Genomic DNA, 25,299 nt, shown 5'->3' with positions numbered 1-25,299 from the left:
TAAAGAGAGGGAGACCATGAGCTGAAAGGTTTCCTAGGATGTACTTGTTTGGAAGGTCGCCTGTGAGCTTAATTTCTTGAATGAACAAGTAGAGAAATTCGGGAGAACCCCGTTATCCTTTAGAGTGTATGGGACACGTCTATGTGTTCCATGAAAAAAGGTGGTACCGCGAAAAAGCTTTTTCGTCCTTTTATAAGGATGAAAAGGCTTTTTTTATGTTTCATCAGCCGAAAAAATGTGGAGGTTACATAAATGGAAACAAATAATCAAGAAATGCCAACAAAGTACGACCCAAATGCGATTGAAAAAGACCGCTATACGTACTGGCTTGAAGGAAAATTCTTTGAAGCACAAAATGACAAAACGAAAGATCCATATACAGTCGTCATTCCTCCACCAAACGTGACAGGAAAACTGCACCTTGGGCATGCGTGGGATTCTACACTTCAAGACATCGTGACACGTATGAAGCGGATGCAGGGCTATGACGTTCTATGGCTTCCAGGAATGGATCATGCCGGTATTGCGACCCAAGCAAAGGTTGAGGCAAAGCTTCGCGAAGAAGGCGTAAGCCGTTATGACCTTGGCCGGGAGAAATTTGTGGAAGAAACGTGGAAATGGAAAGAAGAATATGCGGACTTTATTCGCAGTCAGTGGGCGAAAATGGGACTTGGTCTTGATTACTCACGTGAACGTTTTACATTAGATGAAGGTCTGAATAAAGCGGTACGCCAAGTGTTTGTTCAATTGTATGAAAAAGGGCTTATCTATCGTGGAGAGTACATCATTAACTGGGATCCAGCGACGAAAACGGCACTTTCTGATATTGAAGTCATTTATAAAGATGTTCAAGGCGCGTTTTATCACTTAAGATACCCACTTTCAGATGGCGCGGGTTCAATTGAAATTGCGACGACAAGACCTGAAACAATGCTCGGAGATACAGCCGTTGCCGTGCACCCTGATGACGAACGTTATCAGCATTTGATTGGAAAAACGGTGGTCTTGCCAATTACAGGACGCGAGATTCCAATCGTTGCTGATGACTATGTCGATATGGAATTTGGCTCAGGAGCTGTGAAAATTACACCTGCTCATGACCCGAATGACTTTGAGCTTGGAAATCGCCATGATCTAGAGCGTATTCTTGTCATGAATGAAGATGGCACAATGAATGCAAATGCACTGCAATACAAAGGAATGGACCGCTTTGAATGCCGTAAACAGCTTGTTAAAGATTTGCAAGAAGAGGGTATTTTGTTCAAAATTGAGGACCATATGCATTCAGTTGGTCATAGTGAGCGAAGCGGAGCTGTCGTTGAACCTTATTTATCTACTCAATGGTTTGTAAAAATGCAGCCGCTGGCAGACGAAGCCATCAACCTTCAAAATGGGGACGACCAAGTTCAATTTGTTCCAGACCGCTTTGAAAAGACGTATTTACACTGGATGGAAAATATCCGTGACTGGTGTATTTCTCGTCAGCTATGGTGGGGACACCGCATACCAGCTTGGTATCATAAAGAAACGAAAGAAGTATATGTTGGACTGGAAGCACCAGAAGATTTAGAGAACTGGGAACAGGATAACGATGTGCTTGATACATGGTTTAGTTCAGCGCTTTGGCCTTTCTCTACAATGGGCTGGCCGGATGCAGATAGTGAAGACTTCAAGCGCTACTATCCAACAAACCTGCTTGTTACAGGCTATGACATCATTTTCTTCTGGGTCTCTCGCATGATCTTCCAAGGTCTTGAATTCACAGGAGAAAAACCGTTTAAAGACGTTCTGATTCATGGGCTGATCCGTGACGAGCAAGGACGGAAAATGAGTAAGTCGCTAGGTAACGGAATTGATCCAATGGAGGTCATCGACAAGTACGGTGCAGATTCATTAAGATATTTCTTAGCAACTGGAAGCTCACCAGGTCAGGATCTTCGCTTTAGCTTTGAAAAGGTTGAATCCACTTGGAACTTTGCGAACAAAATTTGGAACGCATCACGTTTTGCTTTAATGAACATGGATGGCTTAACGTATGATGAGCTTGATTTAACTGGAGAAAAATCAGTTGCTGACCAATGGATTTTAACTCGCTTAAATGAAACGATTGAAAGTGTCACACAGCTAGCTGACAAGTATGAATTTGGTGAAGTGGGCAGACATTTATACAACTTCATTTGGGATGATTTCTGTGATTGGTACATTGAGATGGCGAAGCTTCCGCTTTATGGAGAAGATGAAGCAGCGAAGAAAACGACTCGTTCGATCCTTGCGTACGTATTAGATCAGACGATGAGACTTCTTCATCCGTTCATGCCATTCTTAACAGAAGAAATCTGGCAGCATCTTCCGCACGAAGGTGAATCGATTACTGTAGCGTCTTGGCCTAAGGTGAAACCGGAGCTTTCAAACGAACAAGCGTCTGCTGATATGAAACTGCTTGTGGAACTCATCCGCTCTGTTCGTAACATCCGCAGTGAAGTGAATACGCCAATGAGCAAACAGGTGGAGCTTTACATTAAAGCTTCTACATCTGATGTGCAGGAACGCTTAGAGAAAAACCGTTCATATATTGAACGCTTTACGAACCCAAGTGTACTTGAAATTGGTACAGATGTTCCAGCTAGTGATAAAGCGATGACGGCTGTTATTTCTGGAGCAGAGCTCATTCTGCCGCTTGAAGGCTTAATCAACTTAGATGAGGAAATCGCTCGTCTGCAAAAAGAACTTGATAAGCTGACAAAAGAAGTAGAGCGCGTCCAGAAAAAGCTTGGCAACGAAGGCTTTATGAAAAAAGCGCCTGAAAGTGTCGTAGAAGAAGAGCGTGCGAAAGAACGTGACTATGTCGCAAAACGCGAAGCTGTTCAAAAGCGTATTGAAGAGCTGAAAGCATAAGGTTGAAAAGACGGCTCCTAACAAAATGGAGTCGTCTTTTTTGAAAATTTCGGATGAAATGAGAGATGACATTGTTTACAACCTATCATGAAGCCATTGAGTGGATTCACAGTAGACTGGCCTTTGGTGTAAAACCGGGTCTTGAAAGAATGAAGTGGCTGATGAACAAACTAAGCCATCCGGAACAACGCATAAAAGCGGTACATGTTGCAGGTACAAATGGAAAAGGTTCAACGATTGCGTTTACTCGTTCCGTTTTACAGGCAGCAGGCTATTCAGTCGGCACCTTCACCTCCCCGTTTATTTTAACGTTCAATGAACGAATCAGCGTGAACGGAGCACCTATACAGGATGAAGAATGGCTGAGTTTGGTGAATAAAATCAAGCCTTTTGTTGATGAGTTAGATCAAACAGAGCTTGGCGCAGCAACAGAGTTTGAAATCATTACCGCATGTGCATTTGCTTATTTTGCCGATGTGCAGCAAGTAGACTTTGTCCTATTAGAGACAGGACTTGGTGGAAGACTTGATTCAACAAATGTTGCCGTACCTATCTTAACAGCGATTACGTCGATTGGTCATGATCATATGGCGATTCTAGGTGACACACTTGAACAAATTGCATCTGAAAAAGCGGGCATTATCAAAGAGGGTATTCCGATCATCACCGCAGTTCATCAACCGGAAGCACTTGCGGTCATTCAAAACATCGCAAAAGAAACGAAGACGGAATGCATTTCATTACAGGATACTTGTACCTTCAGTCATCAGCAGCCAACAGAAACAGGAGAACAATTTACGTTAAGCACATCAAAAAGGCAGTATCCGGAGCTTGAAACAGGGTTAATCGGAACGCATCAACAGCAAAATGCTTCCCTTGCTGTTCTACTCATTGAATGGCTGGAGCAAGAAGGCTATATTAGCGTGACAGAAGAGCAGGTATATGAAGGTATTCGGCATGCTGTTTGGGCTGGGCGATTTGAAAAAGTCAAAGATCATCCACCAGTGTATATAGACGGCGCTCATAATGAAGAAGGAATCGACCGTTTAATTGAAACCGTGCAAGCCCATTTTTCTAGTAAACAAGTACATGTCTGTTTTAGTGCTTTAAAAGATAAGCCGTACAAGCAAATGATTCAAAAGCTTGAAACAGTTAGTTCCTCTATCCATTTTGTTTCATTTGATTTTTCAAGAGCTGAATCAGCGGAAAAGCTTTATGCGTGCAGTCAGTTAGAGGCAAAATCGTATGATGATGACCCTCGTGCAGTGATTGAATGGATTCAGAAAAAGAGTGATGATCCTTCAGCGGTGATCCTTGTGACAGGCTCTCTTTATTTTATTTCAGATATACGAAATCGTATGATCGGGTAACGAAAAGACGCAAATGGCTTTGATGCCTCCTGCGTCTTTTTCTTTTTATATGTAGAAGAGGGGGAAAATCAAATTTTCACTAGATGCTTTAGTGGGTAGGATCATGGTAAAATCCAGTCTATCTTATTACCGGAAGGAGCACCACATATGATTGAGATTTTTCTGTTTTTTGCAGGCATCACGATGGGGTCGTTCTTTCATCTCGTTGGCGAAAGACTGCCAGTGAAGCGATCTATTCTCTTCCCTCGATCTCACTGCACAGCCTGTAAACAGCCGCTATCCCTGCATGAGATGATCCCACTCGTTTCTTATGCTGTATGGAAGGGGTCTTGTAAACATTGCGGCATTCGGCTGTCTAAGCTATATCCAATGGTTGAGCTGCTGACAGGCGGTCTTTTTTTGTTCATTTATAGGATCGCTGGTTTTTCGTTTGAAGGTCTTTTTCTTGTGATTCTTTGTAGTTTATTCGTGATTGCTGTCGTGAGTGATCTTCTCTATATGAGGGTACCGAACGAGCTGTTTCTCTTCTTTTTCCCTCTTTTCGTCATATACCGCACGTTGGAACCGCTTCTTATTTGGTGGGAAGGGGCGGCTTCTCTGATTTTTTGCATTCTTTTGTTTTCTAGTTTAGATTATTTTAAGCCGAATAGTATGGGCGGAGCTGATATGAAGCTATTCAGTGTGCTTGCGTTTTGCTTTGGCTTCAAGCCGTTCCTTCTCATGCTTTTTCTCTCATGTATCGCTGGAATGGTTTATGCAAGGGTCTTTTCCTTTCGAGTAAACGAGCCATTCCCTTTTGTTCCTTCGATCACTATTTCTTTTTTGCTGTATCTCTGTGGTGCTCCTGTCTTGTTTTTATTTGGCTAGTCGAAGGGGTGAAAAAATTGGCGAACACTTTTTTGCCCTGCCGACAAAAGTCTTGTTCTTTTTTTTTACTGCTATGGTAAAGTGTGAAACAGAAAGAAGGACGGGTTAAATTCGCGCTGATTCATTGGACAGAAAGGTCTTTCTTACAAACATGTCAGAAAGCGGGGAATGACAGTGAAAAAGAGGCAGGCAAAAAAACAAGGTCTAAAGGTCAATATTAATGGCAAGGAAGAAATGGTACATGAAGATGATCATCAGCCGCCAAAACAGCAAGAGGATCAAGTGACGTTTTCGAATTGGGAGGAAAAGAGACATTCGGAACAGGAGACAGCGGCTTCTCAGGAAGATTCGTCTAAACCGAAAGAAGAAGATTTCCAGTGGGATGATGCTGCTGATCATATTTATCATTCTGATCCAAAAGTCGTCACACCTTATCAAAAGAAAAAAAGCTCCTTTGATCAGAAGTTCGGTAAAAATCGCGGTCCCTTCAAGAGAGTGATGACAACGATTGTGTTTGCGGTCGTTCTTGGGACAGGCCTTGGGGTGTTTGCGCTTAGTTTAAGCCAAGATGGTACACCAAATCCTTCAGGTGGAGATATCAGTGTCTCGGCATCTGATTCTGGAAATCAATCATCGATGAAAGCCGGCGGGGATGCACCGAATGCAGGTACTACAGATGAATCAAAAGAGAACAAAGATGAAAAAAGTGCCTCTGGCAGTTTATCAACCTTTGTTGTACAGGCTGGGAAATTCTCTTCTGAAAAAGGAGCAGATGACTTAGTTGGCAGTTTAAAAGATGCAGGGTATGCAGGGAAAAAGATTTCCATGGATGATGGATATTATGTCATTGCCGGGCTTGCGACAGAGCAGGGGATGACAAGCGCTGTAGGGAAGAAATTGATTGATCAGCACTTTGAGGCGTGGGGAGGAAAGGAGCTCTCATTTCAAGTACCGGATGAGCTGACTAGTTTAATAGAAAAGGCATCTGTATTATCATCCAAAGTAATTGCAGGTGATGAAGTGGATCAAAAGGAAGTCACGCAGCTAATTTCTGAGCTTGAAAGTGCCAAAACAGAGGATGCACCGGCTAAAAGCAGTTTGCTGAAAGCTGTGCAGCTATTAAATGACCCAACCGCTGAAAACGGCTGGAAATCTCAGCAGGCATTGCTTGATCAATTAAATACGTAAAATCATTTTTTAAGAAACGAAACTAGTCAAAAAATGACTAGTTTTTTTCTTTTGCATCCAACATAATGATGAAGGTACATGAAAAATGAATTTTCGTAAATTGTCGGTAAGATGTACATTTGCTAGGATGAATGGGTATCTTACTTCTTAGGCTAAACCCTGAAAGGATGAACAAACATGAACCAATTGATTCTCGCATCGCAATCACCTAGAAGAAAAGAATTGCTTGATCTAGCAGGGTTTTCTTATGACATTCAAGCAAGTCATTTAAAAGAAGAAATAAATCGAAACCTTTCCCCTGCTGAGAACGTCCAATGGTTGGCAGAACAAAAAGCAAATGATATTCAAAGATTAAATCCCAAAGCTGTGGTCATTGGTGCAGATACAATTGTTGCAATTGACGGCAAATGTCTTGGGAAACCAAAAGATAAGAAAGAAGCGGCTTTTATGCTTCAATTATTATCAGGAAAGACACATCAAGTCTTGACGGGTGTCACGGTTCAGTCAGAGAATAGAAAAGAAACATTTTATGAACAGACAGAAGTGACATTTTGGACGCTGACTCAAAATGAAATAGACCGCTATATTGATACGGGTGAACCCCTTGATAAAGCGGGAAGCTATGGCATTCAAGGGAAAGGCGCACTGTTTGTTCAAAAAATAGATGGTGATTATTTTTCCGTTGTCGGTCTACCTATTGCGAAAATAGTCAGAGTGCTTGAAACCTTTGGAATCACCCCTTTTTGAAGACAGGAAGGAATTCTAAAAGGAGTGGTCACCCTGAACGATTTCCCTATGCTGCTAAAGCATCTCCCTCATGATGAAAAACCGAGAGAACGATTTATCAAATACGGGCCCAGCAGTTTGTCAAATCATGAACTTGTTGCGATCCTTCTAAGAACAGGCACAAAAAAAGAATCAGTTCTCCAAATTTCTGCAAGACTTCTGCAAACATTTGGCGGTCTTCGCTCTGTAAAAGAGGCCTCAATTGAAGAAATGTCGAAGATTCGAGGAGTTGGAAAGGCGAAGGCGATTTCTCTTTTAGCTGCTTTAGAACTCGGCACTAGATTACACCATCAAACGACGGATAACCGCTATGTGATCCGCACACCAGAAGACGGAGCGAATTTTGTGATGGAAGATATGAGGTTTTTACAACAGGAGAATTTTGTTTGTTTATATCTGAATACTAAAAATCAAGTTCTTCATAAACATACTGTGTTTATTGGAAGTCTGAACTCATCCATCGTTCACCCGCGTGAAATTTTCAAAGAGGCCTTTAAACGTTCGGCCGCTTCATTTATATGTGTGCACAACCATCCATCTGGAGATCCGACGCCCAGCAGGGAAGATATTGAAGTTACACAACGACTTTTTGAATGTGGAAAGCTGATTGGAATACAGCTGCTTGATCATCTGGTCATAGGTGATCAAAAATTTGTGAGTTTGAAGGAAAAAGGGTATTTGTAACACTTTTTTTTTCAATGTTTTACGATATAATAGAGTTTATGAGTTTTTCCCTAAAGGGAATTTTGGTTTAAGAAAGGAAGATACATACATATGTTTGGAATTGGTACAAAAGACCTTGGAATAGATCTTGGAACAGCGAATACGCTTGTTTTTATTAAAGGGAAAGGCATTGTTGTAAGAGAACCTTCGGTCGTAGCTTTGGAAACTGATACGAAGTCTATAGTGGCGGTTGGAAATGACGCGAGAAACATGATTGGCCGTACACCTGGTAATATTGTGGCACTTCGCCCAATGAAAGACGGAGTTATTGCAGATTACGAGACGACAGCAACAATGATGAAATATTACATTAATCAAGCATTAAAAGGCAAAGGGCTTTTTGCTCGTAAACCTTACGTGATGGTATGTGTACCATCTGGTATTACAGCTGTAGAAGAGCGTGCAGTTATTGATGCAACAAGACAAGCTGGTGCACGTGACGCATACCCGATTGAAGAGCCATTTGCTGCGGCGATTGGTGCTAACCTGCCTGTATGGGAGCCAACAGGAAGTATGGTTGTTGACATTGGCGGCGGTACAACAGAGGTAGCCATTATTTCTCTTGGCGGTATTGTGACATCACAATCAATCCGCGTGGCAGGAGATGAAATGGATGATGCGATCAGTAGCTACATCCGTAAAACGTATAACCTGATGATCGGTGATCGTACGTCAGAAGCTATTAAAATGGAAATCGGTTCTGCGCAGCCTGATGTACATGATGAAATGGATATTCGGGGCCGTGACCTTTTAACTGGTCTGCCAAAAACAATCTCGATTACAGCAGATGAGATTGCAAAAGCGCTTCGCGATACAGTGGAAACAATTGTTGATGCGGTGAAAATGACACTTGAAAAAACTCCGCCTGAGCTGGCAGCAGATATTATGGACCGTGGAATCGTCTTAACTGGCGGCGGTGCATTGCTTCGTAATCTTGACAAAGTCATTAGTGATGAAACGAAGATGCCAGTCATTATTGCTGAAGACCCGCTTGACTGTGTGGCAATCGGAACAGGAAAAGCACTAGAGCATATTCATTTGTTCAAAGGAAAATCAAAAGATAATCGATAATCGGGCGTAAATAAAGAGGTGTAAGACATGCCGCAGTTTTTTATGAATAAAAGATTAATGTTGCTCCTTGTCTGTGTCATCGTACTGGTGGCCATGATTGGTTTTTCAGTGAAAAGCGGCAGAGGTGCTTCATGGCCGGAAAAATTAGTGGGGGATACGACAGGCTTTTTTCAAGGTGTCTTTCATAAACCATCACAATTTATCGCCGGTATTTATGGGAACGTACAAGATTTAAAGAACACATACGATGAAAACGAACGTCTTCGAAAAAAACTTGATGGACAAACCCAATATGAGGCGAAGCTTCAAGAACTAGAAGATGAGAACAAAAAGCTTCGCAAGCAGCTCGGTTATGTGAACTCTATTCGTGATTATACGCCAATTCTATCAACGGTTATCGCTAGAAACCCGTCCCTTTGGGATAGCTTTGTCATGATTGATAAAGGGAAAAAACAAGGCGTTGACAAAGATATGGCGGTCACAAATGAGAGTGGTGCGTTAATTGGGAAAATTGAAAGTGATAAGCTCAACAATTTTACTTCGACTGTAAGGTTGCTAAGCTCTACTGACCAAAATAATAGAATTTCAACGAAAATTTTTGCGAAAAAGGGCAAAGAAGAACTCAACGGAATTATTAACGGCTACGACAGTAAGAAAAAAATGCTGACAATGAATATTCTGAAATCTGATGCAGATGGAGATGTCAAAAAAGGAGATCTTGTTGAAACATCTGGAGCAGGGGGCGTATTCCCTCAAGGCTTGACGATTGGTAAGGTGAGTGAAATCGAGCCAGATCATTACGGCCTGACAAAAATCATTTATGTAGAACCAGCGGCTGAACTCAACAATTTAGACCGCGTGATTGTGGTGAACCGCAGCTCAAGTACGGCAGATGCATCTGAATTGACGAAGGAGGAAGGCTCGTGAGACGTGTCCTTCTTGCTTTCGTCATGTTGTTTATCTTCGTATTTGACAGTATTTTTGTCGATCTAGTGAAGCTCCCATTTGTTACAGACAATCAAATTTTAGCTCCTCATTTCATCTTACTCGCACTTGTATTTATGACGGCTTTTGTGAATCAAAAATATGGTGTGATTTTCGGTTTTATCTTTGGACTTTTATATGATATTTCGTATACAGGCATACTTGGTGTTCATATGTTTGGCTTTGGAGCGCTCTGCTATTTGCTAGCGAAAGCCTTTAAAGTTTTGCAAACGAATATGTTAGTGGTCGTCTTTCTGTCGATTATTGCTGTTTCCGTGATGGAGTTTTATGTATACGGCGTTCAAGCGACAATTCAACCAGGTATTATGCCGTTTAATACGTATGTCATCGAACGCTTTATTCCAACGATTCTTTTAAATACTGCTGCGTCTCTCATACTTGTTGTGCCGCTTAGGCTCTTTTTCATCAATATGAAACAAGGACTGATCGACGAATAAAAGCAGGAGTTTGTCCAAATACGGCGAAATGAGTATGTTGTTGAGGTGAGCATCTTGAAAACTCAAAAACAGCAATATGTGACGATAAAAGGTACAAAAAACGGATTAACATTACAGTTAAATGATGACTGTTCGTTTGATGACCTTCTTTCTGGCTTGCGAGAGGTTCTTTTACTTGAGCAATATACAGATGGAAGGGAAGGTCATAAGGTTAATGTGCATATTAAGCTTGGTTTTCGGTATTTAACAGAGGATCAGGAAATGCGTTTGACTGAAGCAGTCTCTGAAAATGAACATCTCGTCATTCACTCTATTGAAAGTGACGTCATGTCAACTGAAGAGGCGAGACGATTAAAAGCAGAGGCCGAAATTACCTCTGTAGCCAAAATTGTGCGCTCTGGACAGGTACTGTATGTTGAAGGAGATCTCTTATTAATAGGAGATGTCAATCCTGGCGGAACGATTCGTGCAGGGGGGAATATTTTTGTGCTCGGCGCTTTAAAAGGCGTGGCACATGCTGGATGTAATGGGAATAAACAAGCTGTCATTGCGGCATCTCGTATGATTCCAACACAGCTTCGCATCGCACAAGTGTTTAACCGTGCACCAGATCAAAAAGAAGATGGAAATGAAATGGAATGTGCTTATTTAGATATAGATGGCAACATGATCATTGAACGCCTGCAGCAATTGGCTCATATAAGACCTAATCTGACAAGGCTTGAGGGAGGAATGTGAAATTGGGCGAGGCTATTGTGATTACCTCAGGAAAAGGCGGCGTTGGCAAAACAACAACATCTGCAAACTTAGGCACAGCACTAGCAATTCAAGGGAAAAAGGTGTGTCTAGTTGATACCGATATTGGCCTTCGGAATTTAGATGTCGTGATGGGGCTTGAGAACCGCATTATTTATGATCTAGTCGACGTAGTAGAAGGAAGATGTAAAATTCACCAAGCGCTTGTAAAAGATAAGCGTTTCGAGGATCTTTTGTATCTTTTACCCGCTGCTCAAACAAGCGATAAAACGGCTGTAGAACCAGAGCAGATCAAAGAATTAATTCAATCATTGAAACAAGACTTTGATTATGTCGTCATTGATTGCCCTGCTGGAATTGAGCAAGGCTTTAAAAATGCTGTATCTGGTGCAGATAAGGCAATTGTCGTGACGACGCCTGAGATCTCAGCTGTGAGAGATGCCGACCGTATCATCGGCTTGTTAGAACAAGAAGATATCGAACCACCTCGTTTGATAGTCAACCGTATTCGTACACACATGGCGAAAAGTGGCGATTCAATGGATGTGGATGAAGTTGTCCATCACTTATCGATTGATCTTCTTGGCATTGTCGCTGATGATGACGACGTGATTAAGGCTTCAAACAATGGTGAACCGATTGTCATGGATGCTAAAAATAAAGTCTCGATTGCATATCGTAATATCGCCCGCCGCGTACTAGGCGAATCTGTTCCACTTCAATCATTTGAAGATGAAAACAAAGGAATGTTTGCTAAGCTGAAAGCATTTTTTGGTGTAAGAGCTTAATAAGCATTCAGGTAAGATGAGACCGATTCGATCAGAATCGGTTTCAGCGTGTAGACAAACCCTCGCATTCGTTGTCAGGTCTGCGCGCTGGTGCTCACGAATGTTCAATTCGCTCTGCGCCAGTGCTCGCCCTTCCTAGACTTCAAAGGTTTTCTATCACGCTGAAAAGAAGACAAAGGGCTAAAATAAACATCATTTTAGCCCTTTGTCAACAATCTAAGACCGATTCGATCAGAATCGGTCTTTTTGTTGCATATCAGATGAGGTCGCCACATAAAATGTACAAACTGTTTGTATGTAAAGGGTGATCTCATGAAAAGAGTGGACGAGTACCGAAAGAAAATCGCGCAGCGCCGCAAAACGAAGCAGTCAGCTGCTCCATCTAAGAAGACGACTTTTAAGAAAAAAGAAGATATCCCTCCATGGGTCATGCTGACAGAGGAAGAAAAGCATTCAGGGTCGTCTTCCTTTGAATCGTCGTCTCATCAGCCGAAGAAATATCAGCATCCGCTATTTAACCCCAATGCCTTTGTGCTGAAGTGTTTATTATCTGCATCCCTTGTCTTGATTGCAGCCATTTCATTTAAAGGTCAGGCAGGGCCGTTTCAGCAGCTGAAGCCGATCATTACGCAGACCTTTGAGCAAGATTTTCAATTTGCTGCTGCCAATCGCTGGTTTGAGAAAACAGTTGGAAACCCCCTTGCCTTTTTAACAGACAAAAAGGAAGACCAAAAAGATGTACAAGCGAACCAAGAACTGGCCGTACCTGCTTCTGGAAAAGTGCAGGAATCCTTTACGCAAAATGGAGCAGGTGTCAAAGTCGAAACATCGGCTGAAGCGATTGACAGTATGAAGGAAGGCTATGTAGTAGAAGTGAAAAAGAAAAGTGACACAGGGCTGACAGTGGTCGTGCAGCATGCGGATAACAGCTATAGCTGGTACGGTCAATTAAAGAAAGCCAATGTGGCCTTATACGATTTTGTCGATAAGGGTGAGAAAATTGGCCAGATCTCACTTGATGATCAAGGAAAGGGCACATATTACTTTGCCATTAAGCAAAATGAACAGTTTATCGATCCTATTCAGGTGATGACCTTTGAATAGATGGCTGATCATGCTGACGAAAATTCACATTCATCCGCTGCTGTGGATTGTAATGGCGTTTGCGATTCTCTCTGGTCAAATCAAGCCGCTGCTTTGTCTGCTCATTATCGTCTTTGTCCATGAGCTTGGACATGCAGCGGCTGCTTGCTATTATCATTGGCGCATTCGGCGGATTTTTCTACTCCCGTTTGGCGGAGCGGTAGAAGTAGAAGAGCATGGGAACCGCCCGCTAAAGGAAGAGCTGGCGGTCATTTTATGCGGGCCGCTCCAGCATGTACCGCTCCAGCTTATGGCATGGTTTTTCATGGAAGCTTCTTTTATTTCACACGACATTTTTACAATGTTCACTTTTTATAATATGGCGATTTTCCTTGTGAATCTTTTGCCGATTTGGCCGCTAGATGGCGGAAAATTATTCTTTTTGCTCTTATCAGCATATTACCCGTTCCAACGTGCACATGCCCTTGCCATAAAAGGCTCCCTTGTCTTTTTCATTCTATTGACAGGTGGATTACTTTTGTTTGCGCCGCTTCAATTTAACGGCTGGGTGCTGCTCACTTTTTTAGCCTATTCACTCGTGATGGAGCACCGGCAGCGGCATTATGTCAGGGTTCGTTTTTTACTAGAACGCTATTACGGTAAAAAAGAGCAAAAGGTAGAAAAGCTGATTCCGCTGAGAGCGAGCGCTGAGGAAAAAGTATATGAAGTAATGGCGCGATTCCAAAGAGGCTGTAAGCATCCGATTATTATTGAAAGAGATGGAGTGAAAATGAGCCAGCTTGACGAAAATGAACTGCTTCATGCGTATTTTTCAGATCGAAGAACCACCTCCTCAATGGAAGAGCTTCTTTTGCCGTACTAGTGATGAAAATACGTTGACATTCTGCGTCTAATTTGATATATTTTTTAATGTTATGGATATGTAGCACCCGTGCTACAACCGCGCGAAGCAGGTGTAAAGAGCCTAAGGCCCCCTGTATTCGGCGAGTCTGAGTTTATTAGGAGGTGCAGAGATGTACGCAATTATCGAAACTGGTGGTAAACAAGTAAAAGTTGAAGAAGGTCAAACTGTTTATGTTGAAAAACTAGCTGCTGAAGCAGGTGAAACAGTAACTTTTGAAAACGTATTGTTTGTCGGCGGAGACACTGTCAAAGTGGGTAACCCTTCAGTTGCTGGAGCAACAGTAACGGCTAAAGTTGAAAAACAAGGTCGCGGTAAGAAAATTACTGTGTTCAAGTACAAACCGAAGAAAAACAACCACAAGAAACAAGGTCATCGTCAACCTTACACTAAAGTTGTTATCGAAAAAATCAACGCTTAAGGCGTGTGAGTGATATGATCAAAGCAACCATTACTCGGTCGGCAGCAGATGAAAGCATTACGTCTTTTCAGATGACTGGACATGCCGAGTTTGCTGAAAAAGGTCAGGATCTCGTTTGTGCAGGAGTATCTGCTGTTGTTTTCGGCTCAGTCAATTCAATTATTGCACTGGCAGGATTGGACCCTCTGCTCGATATTGGCGAGGAAGGCGGCTATTTCTCTTTTGAATTGCCAGCTGATACAGATCCAGTATCCTTTGAAAAAGCCCAGCTGCTTTTAGAAGGCATGGTCGTTTCCTTAGAAACAATCGAACGAGATTATCACGATTATGTGAGAATATCTACAAAAAAATAGGAGGTGAACTTCATGCTTAGATTAGATCTTCAATTTTTCGCATCTAAAAAAGGGGTAGGTTCTACAAAGAACGGACGTGACTCTGAGTCTAAACGTTTAGGCGCTAAACGTGCTGATGGTCAATTCGTAACTGGTGGTTCTATCCTTTATCGTCAACGTGGAACGAAAATCTATCCAGGTGAAAACGTTGGACGCGGAGGCGACGACACTCTTTTCGCTAAAATCGACGGAACAGTTAAATTCGAACGTTTCGGTCGTGACCGTAAAAAAGTGAGCGTATATCCTGCGGCACAATAATTGCTAAAAACTCCGGTCATTGACTGGAGTTTTTTTCACTTTTTACAAGTAGTATCGAAGATGAAAAAGAGATGCACTCCATCAATATCAAAGAACGTTTGCTGACTTTGCCTCATTTTCTCCTATAGATCAGAAAAAACAACCTTTCCTCACATAACTAGTGTTTTTCTATGCTGTCTTCTCTGTTATAATTCAGGGAGACATAGTGATGATAAGACTCCTAAAAGAGAGACCAAACGATTGGGAGTGCGATAATGGAAGAGATATCAAGTAAACAAAACGAAAAATTAACTCACGTTGCATTAACAAATGAATTGATCTATCTGCTCAGTCGTTCAAGACATGACTGGATGAATAAATTGCAGCTGATCAAGGGCAACTTGACATTAGAAAAATATGACCGTGTGTTTGAAATTATAGAAGAAATGGTCATTGAAGCACAGCATGAATCCAAACTCTCAAATTTAAAAATTCCCCAATTGGCCTATTACTTTCTAACATTTAATTGGGAGTCGCATTTTATCACCTTAGAATACGAAGTGCTTGGTGAAACCCGAGACTTATCAGCATATGAATCGCAGCTGCTAACGGTATCACAGGAGTTGTTTTCGATATTCGATCAATCAGTTTGCCAAAAAACTGAAAATCATTTAACGGTCACGTTCCAAACAGATCATGAAGAGAATGATGTGGTCTTATATTTTGATTTCAAAGGAAAATTAACAAGTTTGGATGCGTTAAATGCGTTTCATGACGCAAACTATCCATGTATGAGTGTAGTTCAATTTCATGTGACAAGTCATGAGTCCATGATCGAGCTTTGTTTGAGGCAAGAATGAGATATGTGATGCAGAGAAACGGAGGAAGTTATGTTTGTAGATCAGGTTAAAGTGTATGTTAAAGGCGGTGACGGCGGAAACGGTATGGTGGCGTTTCGTCGTGAAAAATATGTGCCAAAAGGTGGACCGGCTGGCGGCGATGGTGGAAATGGTGCAGATGTTGTATTTGAAGTAGACGAGGGACTTAGAACATTGATGGACTTTCGTTACAAACGCCATTTTAAGGCGGATCGCGGCGAGCACGGAATGAGTAAAAACCAGCATGGTCGAAATGCGGAAGAAATGATTGTCAAAGTTCCGCCCGGTACAGTTGTGACGGATGCAGAGACGGAACAAGTACTCGCAGACTTAACAGAGCATGGACAGCGGGCAGTCATTGCAAAAGGCGGACGAGGCGGACGAGGAAATTCACGTTTTGCAACACCGGCAAACCCTGCGCCACAGCTTTCTGAAAATGGCGAGCCAGGTAAAGAGCGTGACGTCATCTTAGAATTAAAAGTACTTGCAGATGTTGGGCTTGTTGGTTTCCCAAGTGTCGGGAAGTCAACGCTGCTTTCAATTGTCTCTTCTGCGAAACCGAAAATTGCGGATTATCATTTCACTACGCTTGTGCCGAACCTAGGAGTTGTCGAAACAGATGATAACCGAAGCTTCGTCATGGCGGATCTGCCAGGACTGATCGAAGGCGCGCACGAAGGCGTTGGCTTAGGTCATCAATTTTTACGCCACATTGAGCGGACACGTGTCATTGTCCATGTGATTGATATGTCAGCACTTGAAGGACGTGACCCGTACGAAGATTATGTGACGATTAATGAAGAGCTTGAGCAATACAATATGAGATTGACTGAGCGTCCACAAATCATTGTAGCGAACAAAATGGACATGCCAGATGCAGCTGACAATCTAGCGGCATTTAAAGAAAAATTAACGGATGACTATAAAGTGTTTCCAATTAGTGCGATCACAAGAGAAGGGCTTCGTGAGCTTTTATTTGAAATCGCCAATCAGCTTGAAACAACACCGGAATTCCCGCTTTATAATGAAGAGGAACTGTCTGATAACCGCGTGATGTACAGGTTTGATGAGGGAGATGCACCATTTGAGATCACAAGAGATCCTGATGGTACATTTGTCATAACGGGTAAAGCACTTGAGCGACTGTTTAAGATGACAGATTTCTCAAGAGATGAGTCCGTGAAACGATTCTCTAGACAACTGCGCGGAATGGGCGTCGATGATGCCTTACGTGAGCGTGGTGCACAAGACGGCGACATCATTCGTCTGCTTGAATTTGAATTTGAATTTATTGATTGATCAAAAGGAGGGTCCAGTCCATGGGCTCTCCCGTTTTTAAAAGGGGAGAAAACAGGTGAAAGAAGAAACGTTCTATTTAGTAAGAGAGGATGTCCTTCCAGATGCGATGCGAAAAACGCTTGAAGTTAAAAAGCTTCTCGATCGCAAAAAAGCGGATTCAGTTGCTGATGCTGTTCAACAAGCGGATTTAAGTCGCAGTGCTTTTTATAAATACAGAGATGCTGTTTTTCCATTTTATACGATGGTGAAAGAGCAGATCATCACATTGTTTTTCCACCTTGAGGATCGGTCTGGGGCTCTGTCAAGACTGCTTCAAATTGTGGCTGACTCTGGCTGTAATGTGTTATCCATTCACCAAACGATTCCGCTGCAAGGAAGAGCAAATGTCACCCTATCCATTAGCACGGCTGGTATGGCAGATGATATCAATACAGTCATGAATCAATTAAGAAAACTTGAATTTGTCGAAAAAGTTGAAATTCTAGGTTCTGGGGCGTAAAAGGAGAGATCATAGCAGATGAAGCAATTAACTGTAGGTTATTTTGGACCAGAGGCAACATTTACTCATTTGGCCGTATGCTCTTGCTTTCCAGCAGATGCAGTGCAGCGTGCCTATGCAACGATTCCGCAATGTATGGATGCTGTGTCAAAAGGCGAAGTCGATTTGGCGGTCGTTCCACTTGAAAATGCACTCGAAGGATCTGTGAACTTAACGATTGATTATTTAATTCATGAAGAAGCGCTGTCCATTGTTGGTGAAATGACAGCACCAATTCGGCAGCATTTGCTTGTCCACCCATCAAGAGCGGAAAGCTGGGAGACATTAGATGTGATCCAATCACATCCGCATGCGATTGCCCAGTGTCATCAATTTCTGAAAAAGCAGTACCCAGATATTCCGCATCGTCCAGTTGAATCAACAGGTTATGCAGCGAAATATATCAGTGAGCATCCGGATGAGGCTGCTGGGGCCATTGCGAATGAAATTGCCGCACAAACGTATGGTTTAACGATTGCAAAAAAAGACATTCATGATTATCCGCACAATCATACACGCTTTGTTATTTTACATAAAGATCCTAAAGCATCGTTCCCAATGAATGCAGGGTTCTCATCGAAGCCAAAAACGACCATTGTCGTCAGTCTGCCAAAGGATGACCAATCAGGTGCATTGCACCGCGTGTTATCTGCCTTTTCTTGGCGAAATCTCAACTTGTCAAAAATTGAATCTCGTCCAACAAAAACTGGTCTTGGACACTATTTATTTATTATAGATATAGAAAAAGAAATGGATGATGTCCTTGTCCCTGGTGCGATTCAGGAATTAGAAGCGATTGGCTGTGAAGTCAAATTGCTCGGCAGCTACCAAACATATGAACTAACGAATGAAAAATAGTGTCCTATAAGGGACACTATTTTTTTAGTCTTTAATTAAAAAGCCAGCATCATCGAGCGCTTGGATGGCTTGGTCAAGCTGCTTTTGACTGTAAGAAGTGAGTGTATGTAAATGCACGCCGTCTGTTAGTTCTGACAAGTAGGAGGCGCCCGTGTTAGAAATGTGATGAACGAAATCAGCTACTTGCTTGCGGGTGCTGACGCGAATAGAGGCCGTTAGTTCACCGTAAACAGGGTGCTCTATAATCACATCTTTTACCGTCACACCAAAGTCTACAATTAAGGTCAGTTCCTCTTCTGTACGAACAGGATCATGCTTGCAGGCGATGATTTGTTCAATTTCTCTTTCTGGCGCATGCTGAGATGCCATATACACATAGCCTTGACTTGTGGCAATAATGGGTTCGTTTTTTGCTTTCAATAGTGAGATATCTTGTACAATGACTTGTCGAGAGACAGCCGCCTTTTTAGCCAAAAAGCTTCCGGTGAGCGGTGTATCTGTTTCTTTCAACCACTCTAAAATGGCGTTTCTTCTCTCTTCGCCAATGAGTTTCCTCTCTTGCTCCACGTCTTATGCCCCTTTCTTCTCCTTTTGCAATTGTTCAAATGTATGCAAAAGCTGATCGATGTCCTCTTTTGACGACTTCGATCCAAATGATAGTCGAATGAATTGAAGAGCATCACGATCTGATACGTGCAATGCCTTCACAGCCGGGGAAGGATGGTGATAACCAGAAGCACATGCGCTTCCAGTCGATATACAAATCCCATGCCGGTTACATGCTAACATTACATATTGTCCTTCAAACCCTTCAAAAAAACAACCAATAATATGAGGCAACATAGGGCGATTGCCATTGTTCTGAAGTGTACGAACAGGAAGCTGTCTCATTTTCAGCTGCTGATGAAAATAATCACGAAGCTGCTCATTTTGCCGCTTTTGCTCATCTAGCTTAAGTATCAATTGTTCGCTCGCAGCAGCAAAAGCACCGATGCATGGAACGTTCACTGTTCCAGGGCGGAAGCCATTTTCCTGAACTGCACCTGAATATAGTGGCTTCCAAGGAACATGAGCACCCATATAGACAGCACCAGCGCCCTTAGGTGCATACACTTTATGGCTCGATATGGATACAGCATCAACCCCAAGCTCCTTGATGGACACACGAACCTTTCCGAATGTTTGCACGGCATCTGTATGAAAAAGAATGTGCCTTTCTTTTAAAATGGGTGCTAATTCAGCGAGCGGCTGGATAATCCCTGTTTCTGAATTAGCATGCTGGATAGATACTAATCCTGTTTCAGGCAATAATGCATCTTTGAGAATGTCCTGAGTGATGATCCCATCTTGATTCGGTTCAATGATCGTAACCTTCGCGCCAAGACGCTCTAAGCTCTTAACCGCATGATGAACAGAAGGATGCTCTACAGAAGTTGTGATGACATGCTGCCTGTCTGCTGGCAGACCATTTGCCATCGATTGAATCGCAAGAAGATTGGATTCCGTTCCACCGCTTGTAAAGTAGATGTCCTCTGGTTCGCCCTCAAGAATGGCAGCGATTGATTGTCTGCTGTAAGTCAGTATGTCATTTGCTCTTCCACCTGCATCATGTAGACTACTTGCATTCCCGTAGCAATCTTTACTTAGCTGCTGAAATACATGCAGTGCCTCCTCCGAAACAGGTGTAGAAGCTGCGTAATCTAAATAAACCAATCCATCCATCTCCTATGAGAAAATTTTTTCTTGTATTTATTGTAGTGTTGTGTAATGATATGTGTCAAGACAGGTGTAAATGACAGGAGGGGCGATGGTGTCATCAATCAAAAAAATCATTGTGGTGGGATCAGGCATTGCAGCGCTTTCCTTTGCAAAAACCATTTCAGCAAGCTGCCAAGTCATCATGATGACAAAAAAACAATTTTCCTCTAGTAATTCCATGCTTGCACAAGGAGGAATCGCTGCTGCCTTTTCAGCACAGGATTCTGTTCATCAGCATGTACAAGACACATTAGCTGCCGGCTGTGATCACAATGATGAAAGGGCGGTACAAGAGATCGTAAGTCTTGGAAAGCATATGGTGGAGCAGCTCGTAGAAGAAGGCTGTCCATTTGATCAAACGGAGACGGGCGTGCCGCAATTAGGTAAAGAGGGGGCGCATACGACTCATCGCATTTTGCATGCAGGAGGAGACCAAACAGGTAAAACCCTCGTGCAGTATTTAAAAAATCAGCTTGGCTCACATATTCATTTATATGAAAATTCCCATGTCGTTGATCTGCTCGTTCACGAAGGAACCTGCATAGGAGTGGTCTGGAAAGACGAGAAAGATCGCGTACATACTATGACCGCAGATGCCGTTGTTTTATCCACGGGCGGCTGCGGCTCCCTATATGAAACAAACACAAATGACCCTTCTATAACAGGAGACGGACTGATGATGGCTTATCGAGCCGGAGCACAATTAGCTGATCTCGAATTTGTTCAATTCCATCCCACCCTCTTGACGATCGCTGGAAAAGCAGTCGGTCTCGTTTCAGAGGCAGTCCGAGGAGAGGGAGCTTATTTAGAAGATGAAACAGGCAGGAGGATCATGAAAGGCATTCACCCACAAGCTGATTTAGCGCCTAGAGATATTGTCGCTAGAGCTATTTTTCATGAGCAGCAATTAGGTCATGATCTGTATCTCAATATCAGCGAAATTCCACATTTCTCAGTTCGTTTTCCAGCTATTGCTGCAATGTGTGAGCGGGCAGGTGTCGATATGGCAAGCGGCAGGCTCCCAGTTTCCCCTGGTATGCATTTTTTAATGGGCGGAATCTGCGTGAATGAATATGGTGAAACGACGCTTCCATCTCTTTTTGCTATCGGAGAAGCAGCCTATACAGGCTTACACGGAGCGAATCGATTGGCGAGTAATTCTCTCTTGGAAGGTCTCGTTTTAGGAAACAAAGCGGCACGGAGAATTGAACAAATACCTAAAAAGAAAAAAACAATCCCTTCTTTCTCTATTCAAGAAGTATGGTCCGTGCCAGAGATTTCAGAGGATCAGTTGAGACAATGGATGACGACATATGCCGCAATTGTAAGAGAAGAAAAAGGGCTAAAGACCTTGCTTCAAACATTACAGCAAGTCCCTTATCAGCAAGTGAATGTGAAGAATATCACAAGCCAACAGATCGAATTAAGTAATCAATGGACATTAGCGATTTGCCTAGTGAAGTCTGCATTACTTCGTACAGAAAGCAGAGGCGGTCATTATCGAATGGATTATCCAAAGCGGAATGATGCTTTGTGGAGGGGCATGCAGATTGTCCATGAAAAAGGCCGCGTTTACATGATGAAAAATGAAAGGATCGGTGCCAAATGGAACGTTTACAGTTAAAACAAATGCTGACTCATTTTTTCACAGAAGATATTGGCTTTGGAGATGTATCTGCTGATGGCATTTTTGGAGAAAAGAAAGGAACAGCCTATATCATCGCAAAACAATCGGGTGTATTGGCAGGTTCTCAAGTCATTGACATAGGGTACCGCCTGCTGAATGAACAGATTCAGGCTGAGTTGTTTTTTGAAGAAGGTGATTGGATTCATTCAGGGGCAGTGCTGGCGAAAATAAAAGGACCAGTCAGCGACTTATTAAAAGGAGAACGGGTCATTTTGAATGTCTTGCAGCGCATGACAGGTATCGCTACTTTAACACATGAAGCAGTGCAGCGATTAGCGGACCCGTCGATTACGATTTGTGATACGAGAAAAACGACGCCCGGCTTGCGTATGTTAGAGAAATACGCTGTGAAGACAGGTGGGGGAAAGAATCATCGCTTCGGCTTATCAGATGGGGTAATGATTAAAGATAATCATATCGCCGCATGCGGCTCTATTCGTGAAGCAGTAGAGAAAGCAAGAGCATATGCCGGTCATATGGTGAAAATTGAAGTAGAAATTGAATCAGAAACGCAGCTAAAGGAAGCCATTGATGCAAAAGCCGATGTCATCATGTTTGACAACTGCTCTCCAGACGAAGTCAAACGTTTTAAACAAATGACGCCTGAGACAATTCTGACCGAGGCTTCAGGAGGTATCACGCTAGAGACATTGCCAAGTTACAGAGGGACAGGTGTCGACCTTATTTCACTTGGTTTTCTGACACATTCTGCTCCAGCATTTGATTTTAGTATGAATATGGAATTCAGTCATAAAGGGGGAACAACTCATGTCACTGCTTGATGTACTCGCGAATCAACATGCAGCCATGATGCCAGAAGAATATAAACACCGATCTGTTGAGGAGATGAAGCAGCGTGTGTTAGACATTAAACGAGCCTTTGGATCAAAGCTTTTTATACCGGGGCATCATTATCAAAAGGATGAAGTCATCCAATTTGCAGATGCAACAGGAGATTCATTGCAGCTCGCACAAATAGCCGCGGACAACAAGGAAGCGGAGTACATTGTGTTCTGCGGTGTTCACTTCATGGCTGAAACGGCAGACATGCTGTCAAACAAGAATCAAAAGGTTCTATTGCCAGATATGAGAGCAGGCTGTTCAATGGCAGATATGGCAAACATGAAACAAACGGATAGAGCATGGGAGCAGCTCACTGATCTGTTTGGGGAGACAATTCTTCCACTTACGTATGTCAACTCAACAGCTGATATTAAAGCATTTGTCGGAAAGCATGGCGGGGCCACTGTGACATCATCAAACGCTAAAAAAGTGCTGGAGTGGGCGCTCACACAAAAAGAGAGGATTCTGTTTCTCCCTGATCAGCATTTAGGGCGTAATACGGCCTTTGATTTAGGCATTTCACTTGAAGAAATGGCTGTCTGGGATCAAATAGAAGAAAGGCTCATCACCGATCAGCCGCTTTCCCGCATCAAGATGATTTTATGGAAAGGCCATTGCTCTGTCCATGAGAAATTTACGGTGCGAAATATTGAAGAAACGAGAAAAAGAGACCGTGACATTCAAATTCTTGTCCATCCAGAGTGCACGCATGAAGTCGTCACGGCTTCTGATCTTGCCGGTTCAACGAAATTTATTATTGATACGATCAAGGAAGCACCAGCAGGAAGCAAGTGGGCGATTGGAACAGAGATGAATTTGGTTAAGCGGATCATAGATCAGCATCCAGATAAACAAATCGAATCCCTCAATCCGGATATGTGTCCATGTTTGACGATGAATCGGATCGATCTCCCTCATTTGTTATGGTCACTAGAAAGCTTAGAGAAAGGTAATCCGGTCGGTTTGATTCAAGTCAATGAAGACACGACAAAAGACGCTTTACTTGCACTGAATAAAATGCTCGCCATTAAATAATGAATCAGCCCCTCCTATCAGAAAACAAGTTTTTATCATATTGGCTTGTAAATAGGCATAAATTTATGGTGAAACATATTGTACTTCTGACATAACCGTTACGTTCACGTTTTGCATAGGAGGGGAAAACGTTGAAAATTCATATTGTGCAAAAAGGAGACTCCCTTTGGAAAATTTCAAAGAAATACGGAGTCGACTTTCAAGAATTGAAAAAACTAAATTCACAGCTCAGTAATCCAGATTTGATCATGCCGGGTATGAAGATCAAGATTCCATCTAGTGGTGTTCCTGTAAAAACAGATCATCAGAAAGCAAAAGAAATGCCAAAGCCGAAAGAACATCCGTATGTGAAAGAAAAGCCAAAAGATGTCGTGCAAGTGCAAGATACGAAGCCGAAAGAAAAGCCAAACGAACCTGTACCTTATGTACCGCCAGTGCCAAAGATCGAGCAGCCAGCTTTTCCGCAAGTCGATGTGAACTATTATCAGACCAATCTGTACCAGCCATTCACGCCTCCTCCCAAAAAAGAACATCATGAGAAAAAAGATCACGTTCATGAAAAGAAAGATCACGCTCATGACAAAAAGGATCATAAAGATCATGTTCATTATGAGAATAAGGAGCATAAAGATAACAAGGACCATTTCCATCATGAAAATAAGAACTATCAAGATAACAAAGACCATTTTTATGATGAAAATAAAGGTCATTTAAAAGATGATGTGGCAAAGGGGTATGATCCGTTTATTCATATTCCGCATCAAAAGGAGGAGGGAAAAGATATGGAACACAGCAATTACCCAAACCTTCCTAATTTCCCGCAAATGCCGAATGTAGGAGGCGCAGCGGTAGGGGGAATGGCTGAGAATAAGGAACATCATCACCATCACCAGCATCATGACGCATATGATCCTTATTATGGTCATGGTCATTACATGCCGGCAATGTATCCATATCCGCAGCAAATGGTGCCAGCATCGCCAATTTTACCAGGGTCAGGTCTTTGTTATCCTATCCAGCCTTATTATCACCATCATCACATGATGCCATATCCATACCCAGCGCAGCCATATTATCCTGCGTATCAAGCGCCAGCTTATTACGGAGAACATTATGAACATCATGCAAACGACGGGCATCACTGGCACCACCATATGCATCCAAATGCCAATGCCAACGCAAATGTCAATGCGAACGTGAATCAAGGCTTTTATCCAAATGTTTCAAATGAAGCTTACGGCAAGGAAGACTGCGGATGTGATGATGGCATGAAGCAGCATCAGCCGTGGCCAGGACATTACCCGAATCCTGTACCTTATGGCCAAATGGGGGCTTATCCAGCTCAGCCTTATATGCAGCCATATCCAGGTCAATCTGTTTTTGCAAGACCAGAGGAAGACGAAGAAGAGTAATGACAGAAGGAGCGATCTCAATCGTTCCTTTTTTTGTTTATAACTGACAG

26 protein-coding genes and 2 other annotated features (1 of these 28 only partly in view) are annotated in these 25,299 nt (G+C 42.6%); of the genes, 24 read left to right on the top strand and 2 right to left on the bottom strand.

The annotated features are described in order from the left end of the window. Positions 1–193: a binding site (T-box leader), on the top strand (it extends 37 nt beyond the left edge of the window). Between the two features lie 59 nt (positions 194–252). The 20 genes from NST39_RS13245 (at position 253) to pheA (ending at position 18,514) form a co-directional block, all read left to right on the top strand. Further along, entirely contained in the window at positions 253–2,895 is a 2,643-nt protein-coding gene (locus NST39_RS13245) for a valine--tRNA ligase (protein ID WP_341028762.1), read from the top strand. Positions 2,896–2,960: 65 nt separating this feature from the next. Next, complete coding sequence (locus tag NST39_RS13240) at positions 2,961–4,265, top strand: bifunctional folylpolyglutamate synthase/dihydrofolate synthase (protein ID WP_341028759.1); 1,305 nt, start codon at positions 2,961–2,963, stop codon at positions 4,263–4,265. A gap of 147 nt (positions 4,266–4,412) precedes the next feature. Then, positions 4,413–5,132: a prepilin peptidase gene (locus NST39_RS13235; RefSeq protein ID WP_341028757.1), complete on the top strand. Its 720-nt coding sequence runs from the start codon at positions 4,413–4,415 to the stop codon at positions 5,130–5,132. A 168-nt stretch (positions 5,133–5,300) separates the two neighbouring features. Next, positions 5,301–6,320: an SPOR domain-containing protein gene (locus NST39_RS13230; protein ID WP_341028754.1), complete on the top strand. Its 1,020-nt coding sequence runs from the start codon at positions 5,301–5,303 to the stop codon at positions 6,318–6,320. 177 nt (positions 6,321–6,497) lie between these two features. Next, entirely contained in the window at positions 6,498–7,067 is a 570-nt protein-coding gene (locus NST39_RS13225; RefSeq protein WP_065098531.1) for a Maf family protein, read from the top strand. A 48-nt stretch (positions 7,068–7,115) separates the two neighbouring features. Then, positions 7,116–7,790, top strand: a complete 675-nt coding sequence (radC, locus tag NST39_RS13220) for a RadC family protein (RefSeq protein WP_044139998.1) — start codon at positions 7,116–7,118, stop codon at positions 7,788–7,790. A 90-nt stretch (positions 7,791–7,880) separates the two neighbouring features. Continuing rightward, positions 7,881–8,900 carry a rod shape-determining protein gene (locus NST39_RS13215; RefSeq protein WP_003216532.1) on the top strand — a complete coding sequence of 340 codons (1,020 nt, stop codon included), beginning with the start codon at positions 7,881–7,883 and terminating at the stop codon, positions 8,898–8,900. A gap of 27 nt (positions 8,901–8,927) precedes the next feature. Continuing rightward, entirely contained in the window at positions 8,928–9,827 is a 900-nt protein-coding gene (gene mreC, locus NST39_RS13210) for a rod shape-determining protein MreC (RefSeq protein ID WP_003216396.1), read from the top strand. After that, positions 9,824–10,342 (top strand): rod shape-determining protein MreD, encoded by a 519-nt coding sequence (gene mreD / locus NST39_RS13205; RefSeq protein WP_217012257.1) that lies wholly within the window; start codon positions 9,824–9,826, stop codon positions 10,340–10,342. The genes mreC and mreD overlap by 4 nt, the downstream gene beginning before the upstream one ends. Positions 10,343–10,396: 54 nt before the next feature. Beyond that, positions 10,397–11,080 (top strand): septum site-determining protein MinC, encoded by a 684-nt coding sequence (gene minC, locus NST39_RS13200; protein ID WP_034661644.1) that lies wholly within the window; start codon positions 10,397–10,399, stop codon positions 11,078–11,080. A gap of 2 nt (positions 11,081–11,082) precedes the next feature. Next, positions 11,083–11,886, top strand: coding sequence for a septum site-determining protein MinD (minD, locus tag NST39_RS13195; RefSeq protein ID WP_003216504.1), 804 nt, complete (start codon positions 11,083–11,085; stop codon positions 11,884–11,886). A 312-nt stretch (positions 11,887–12,198) separates the two neighbouring features. Then, positions 12,199–12,990: a M23 family metallopeptidase gene (locus tag NST39_RS13190; protein WP_113767499.1), complete on the top strand. Its 792-nt coding sequence runs from the start codon at positions 12,199–12,201 to the stop codon at positions 12,988–12,990. Further along, entirely contained in the window at positions 12,983–13,852 is an 870-nt protein-coding gene (locus NST39_RS13185; RefSeq protein ID WP_044140001.1) for a M50 family metallopeptidase, read from the top strand. Before NST39_RS13190 ends, NST39_RS13185 begins: the two co-directional genes overlap by 8 nt. 66 nt (positions 13,853–13,918) lie before the next feature. Continuing rightward, positions 13,919–13,991 (top strand) — a sequence feature (ribosomal protein L21 leader region). Positions 13,992–14,003: 12 nt separating this feature from the next. After that, positions 14,004–14,312, top strand: a complete 309-nt coding sequence (gene rplU / locus NST39_RS13180; RefSeq protein ID WP_003216781.1) for a 50S ribosomal protein L21 — start codon at positions 14,004–14,006, stop codon at positions 14,310–14,312. Positions 14,313–14,326: 14 nt separating this feature from the next. Further along, complete coding sequence (locus tag NST39_RS13175; RefSeq protein WP_044140003.1) at positions 14,327–14,665, top strand: ribosomal-processing cysteine protease Prp; 339 nt, start codon at positions 14,327–14,329, stop codon at positions 14,663–14,665. Positions 14,666–14,677: 12 nt separating this feature from the next. Continuing rightward, entirely contained in the window at positions 14,678–14,962 is a 285-nt protein-coding gene (rpmA, locus tag NST39_RS13170; protein WP_003216586.1) for a 50S ribosomal protein L27, read from the top strand. A gap of 254 nt (positions 14,963–15,216) precedes the next feature. Continuing rightward, positions 15,217–15,801 carry a sporulation initiation phosphotransferase B gene (locus NST39_RS13165; protein WP_012010758.1) on the top strand — a complete coding sequence of 195 codons (585 nt, stop codon included), beginning with the start codon at positions 15,217–15,219 and terminating at the stop codon, positions 15,799–15,801. A gap of 30 nt (positions 15,802–15,831) precedes the next feature. Next, entirely contained in the window at positions 15,832–17,118 is a 1,287-nt protein-coding gene (gene obgE / locus NST39_RS13160; protein WP_012010757.1) for a GTPase ObgE, read from the top strand. Positions 17,119–17,173: 55 nt separating this feature from the next. Then, positions 17,174–17,617 carry an ACT domain-containing protein gene (locus NST39_RS13155; protein ID WP_003216269.1) on the top strand — a complete coding sequence of 148 codons (444 nt, stop codon included), beginning with the start codon at positions 17,174–17,176 and terminating at the stop codon, positions 17,615–17,617. An 18-nt stretch (positions 17,618–17,635) separates the two neighbouring features. Further along, the gene (pheA, locus tag NST39_RS13150) at positions 17,636–18,514 is read left to right on the top strand and encodes a prephenate dehydratase (protein ID WP_034661622.1); all 879 of its coding nucleotides are present in this window, start codon (positions 17,636–17,638) and stop codon (positions 18,512–18,514) included. A 24-nt stretch (positions 18,515–18,538) separates the two neighbouring features. On the opposite strand, the gene NST39_RS13145 is transcribed toward pheA, so the two are convergent. Both NST39_RS13145 and NST39_RS13140 read right to left on the bottom strand, forming a co-directional pair. Then, positions 18,539–19,081, bottom strand: a complete 543-nt coding sequence (locus tag NST39_RS13145) for a transcription repressor NadR (protein WP_050943655.1) — start codon at positions 19,079–19,081, stop codon at positions 18,539–18,541. 3 nt (positions 19,082–19,084) lie between these two features. After that, positions 19,085–20,227, bottom strand: a complete 1,143-nt coding sequence (locus NST39_RS13140) for an IscS subfamily cysteine desulfurase (protein WP_445662385.1) — start codon at positions 20,225–20,227, stop codon at positions 19,085–19,087. 94 nt (positions 20,228–20,321) lie between these two features. Here NST39_RS13140 and nadB point away from each other — a divergent pair, with 94 nt between their 5' ends. The 4 genes from nadB to safA all read left to right on the top strand — a co-directional run bounded on the left by nadB (position 20,322) and on the right by safA (position 25,249). Then, positions 20,322–21,896 carry an L-aspartate oxidase gene (gene nadB / locus NST39_RS13135; protein ID WP_341028748.1) on the top strand — a complete coding sequence of 525 codons (1,575 nt, stop codon included), beginning with the start codon at positions 20,322–20,324 and terminating at the stop codon, positions 21,894–21,896. Further along, positions 21,878–22,741, top strand: coding sequence for a carboxylating nicotinate-nucleotide diphosphorylase (gene nadC, locus NST39_RS13130; RefSeq protein WP_113767493.1), 864 nt, complete (start codon positions 21,878–21,880; stop codon positions 22,739–22,741). Before nadB ends, nadC begins: the two co-directional genes overlap by 19 nt. Further along, positions 22,728–23,837: a quinolinate synthase NadA gene (gene nadA / locus NST39_RS13125; RefSeq protein ID WP_217012253.1), complete on the top strand. Its 1,110-nt coding sequence runs from the start codon at positions 22,728–22,730 to the stop codon at positions 23,835–23,837. Before nadC ends, nadA begins: the two co-directional genes overlap by 14 nt. A gap of 131 nt (positions 23,838–23,968) precedes the next feature. Further along, on the top strand, positions 23,969–25,249 hold the full coding sequence (gene safA, locus NST39_RS13120; protein ID WP_278175887.1) for a SafA/ExsA family spore coat assembly protein: 1,281 nt from the start codon (positions 23,969–23,971) through the stop codon (positions 25,247–25,249). The last annotated feature ends 50 nt before the right edge of the window (positions 25,250–25,299 follow it).

It is taken from the genome of Bacillus sp. FSL W8-0645, from assembly GCF_038007905.1.
GTDB classification, from domain to species: Bacteria; Bacillota; Bacilli; order Bacillales; family Bacillaceae; genus Bacillus; species Bacillus pumilus.
The sequence above is the reverse complement of the archived record's forward strand: the minus strand, read 5'-3'. Positions and strand labels throughout refer to the sequence as shown.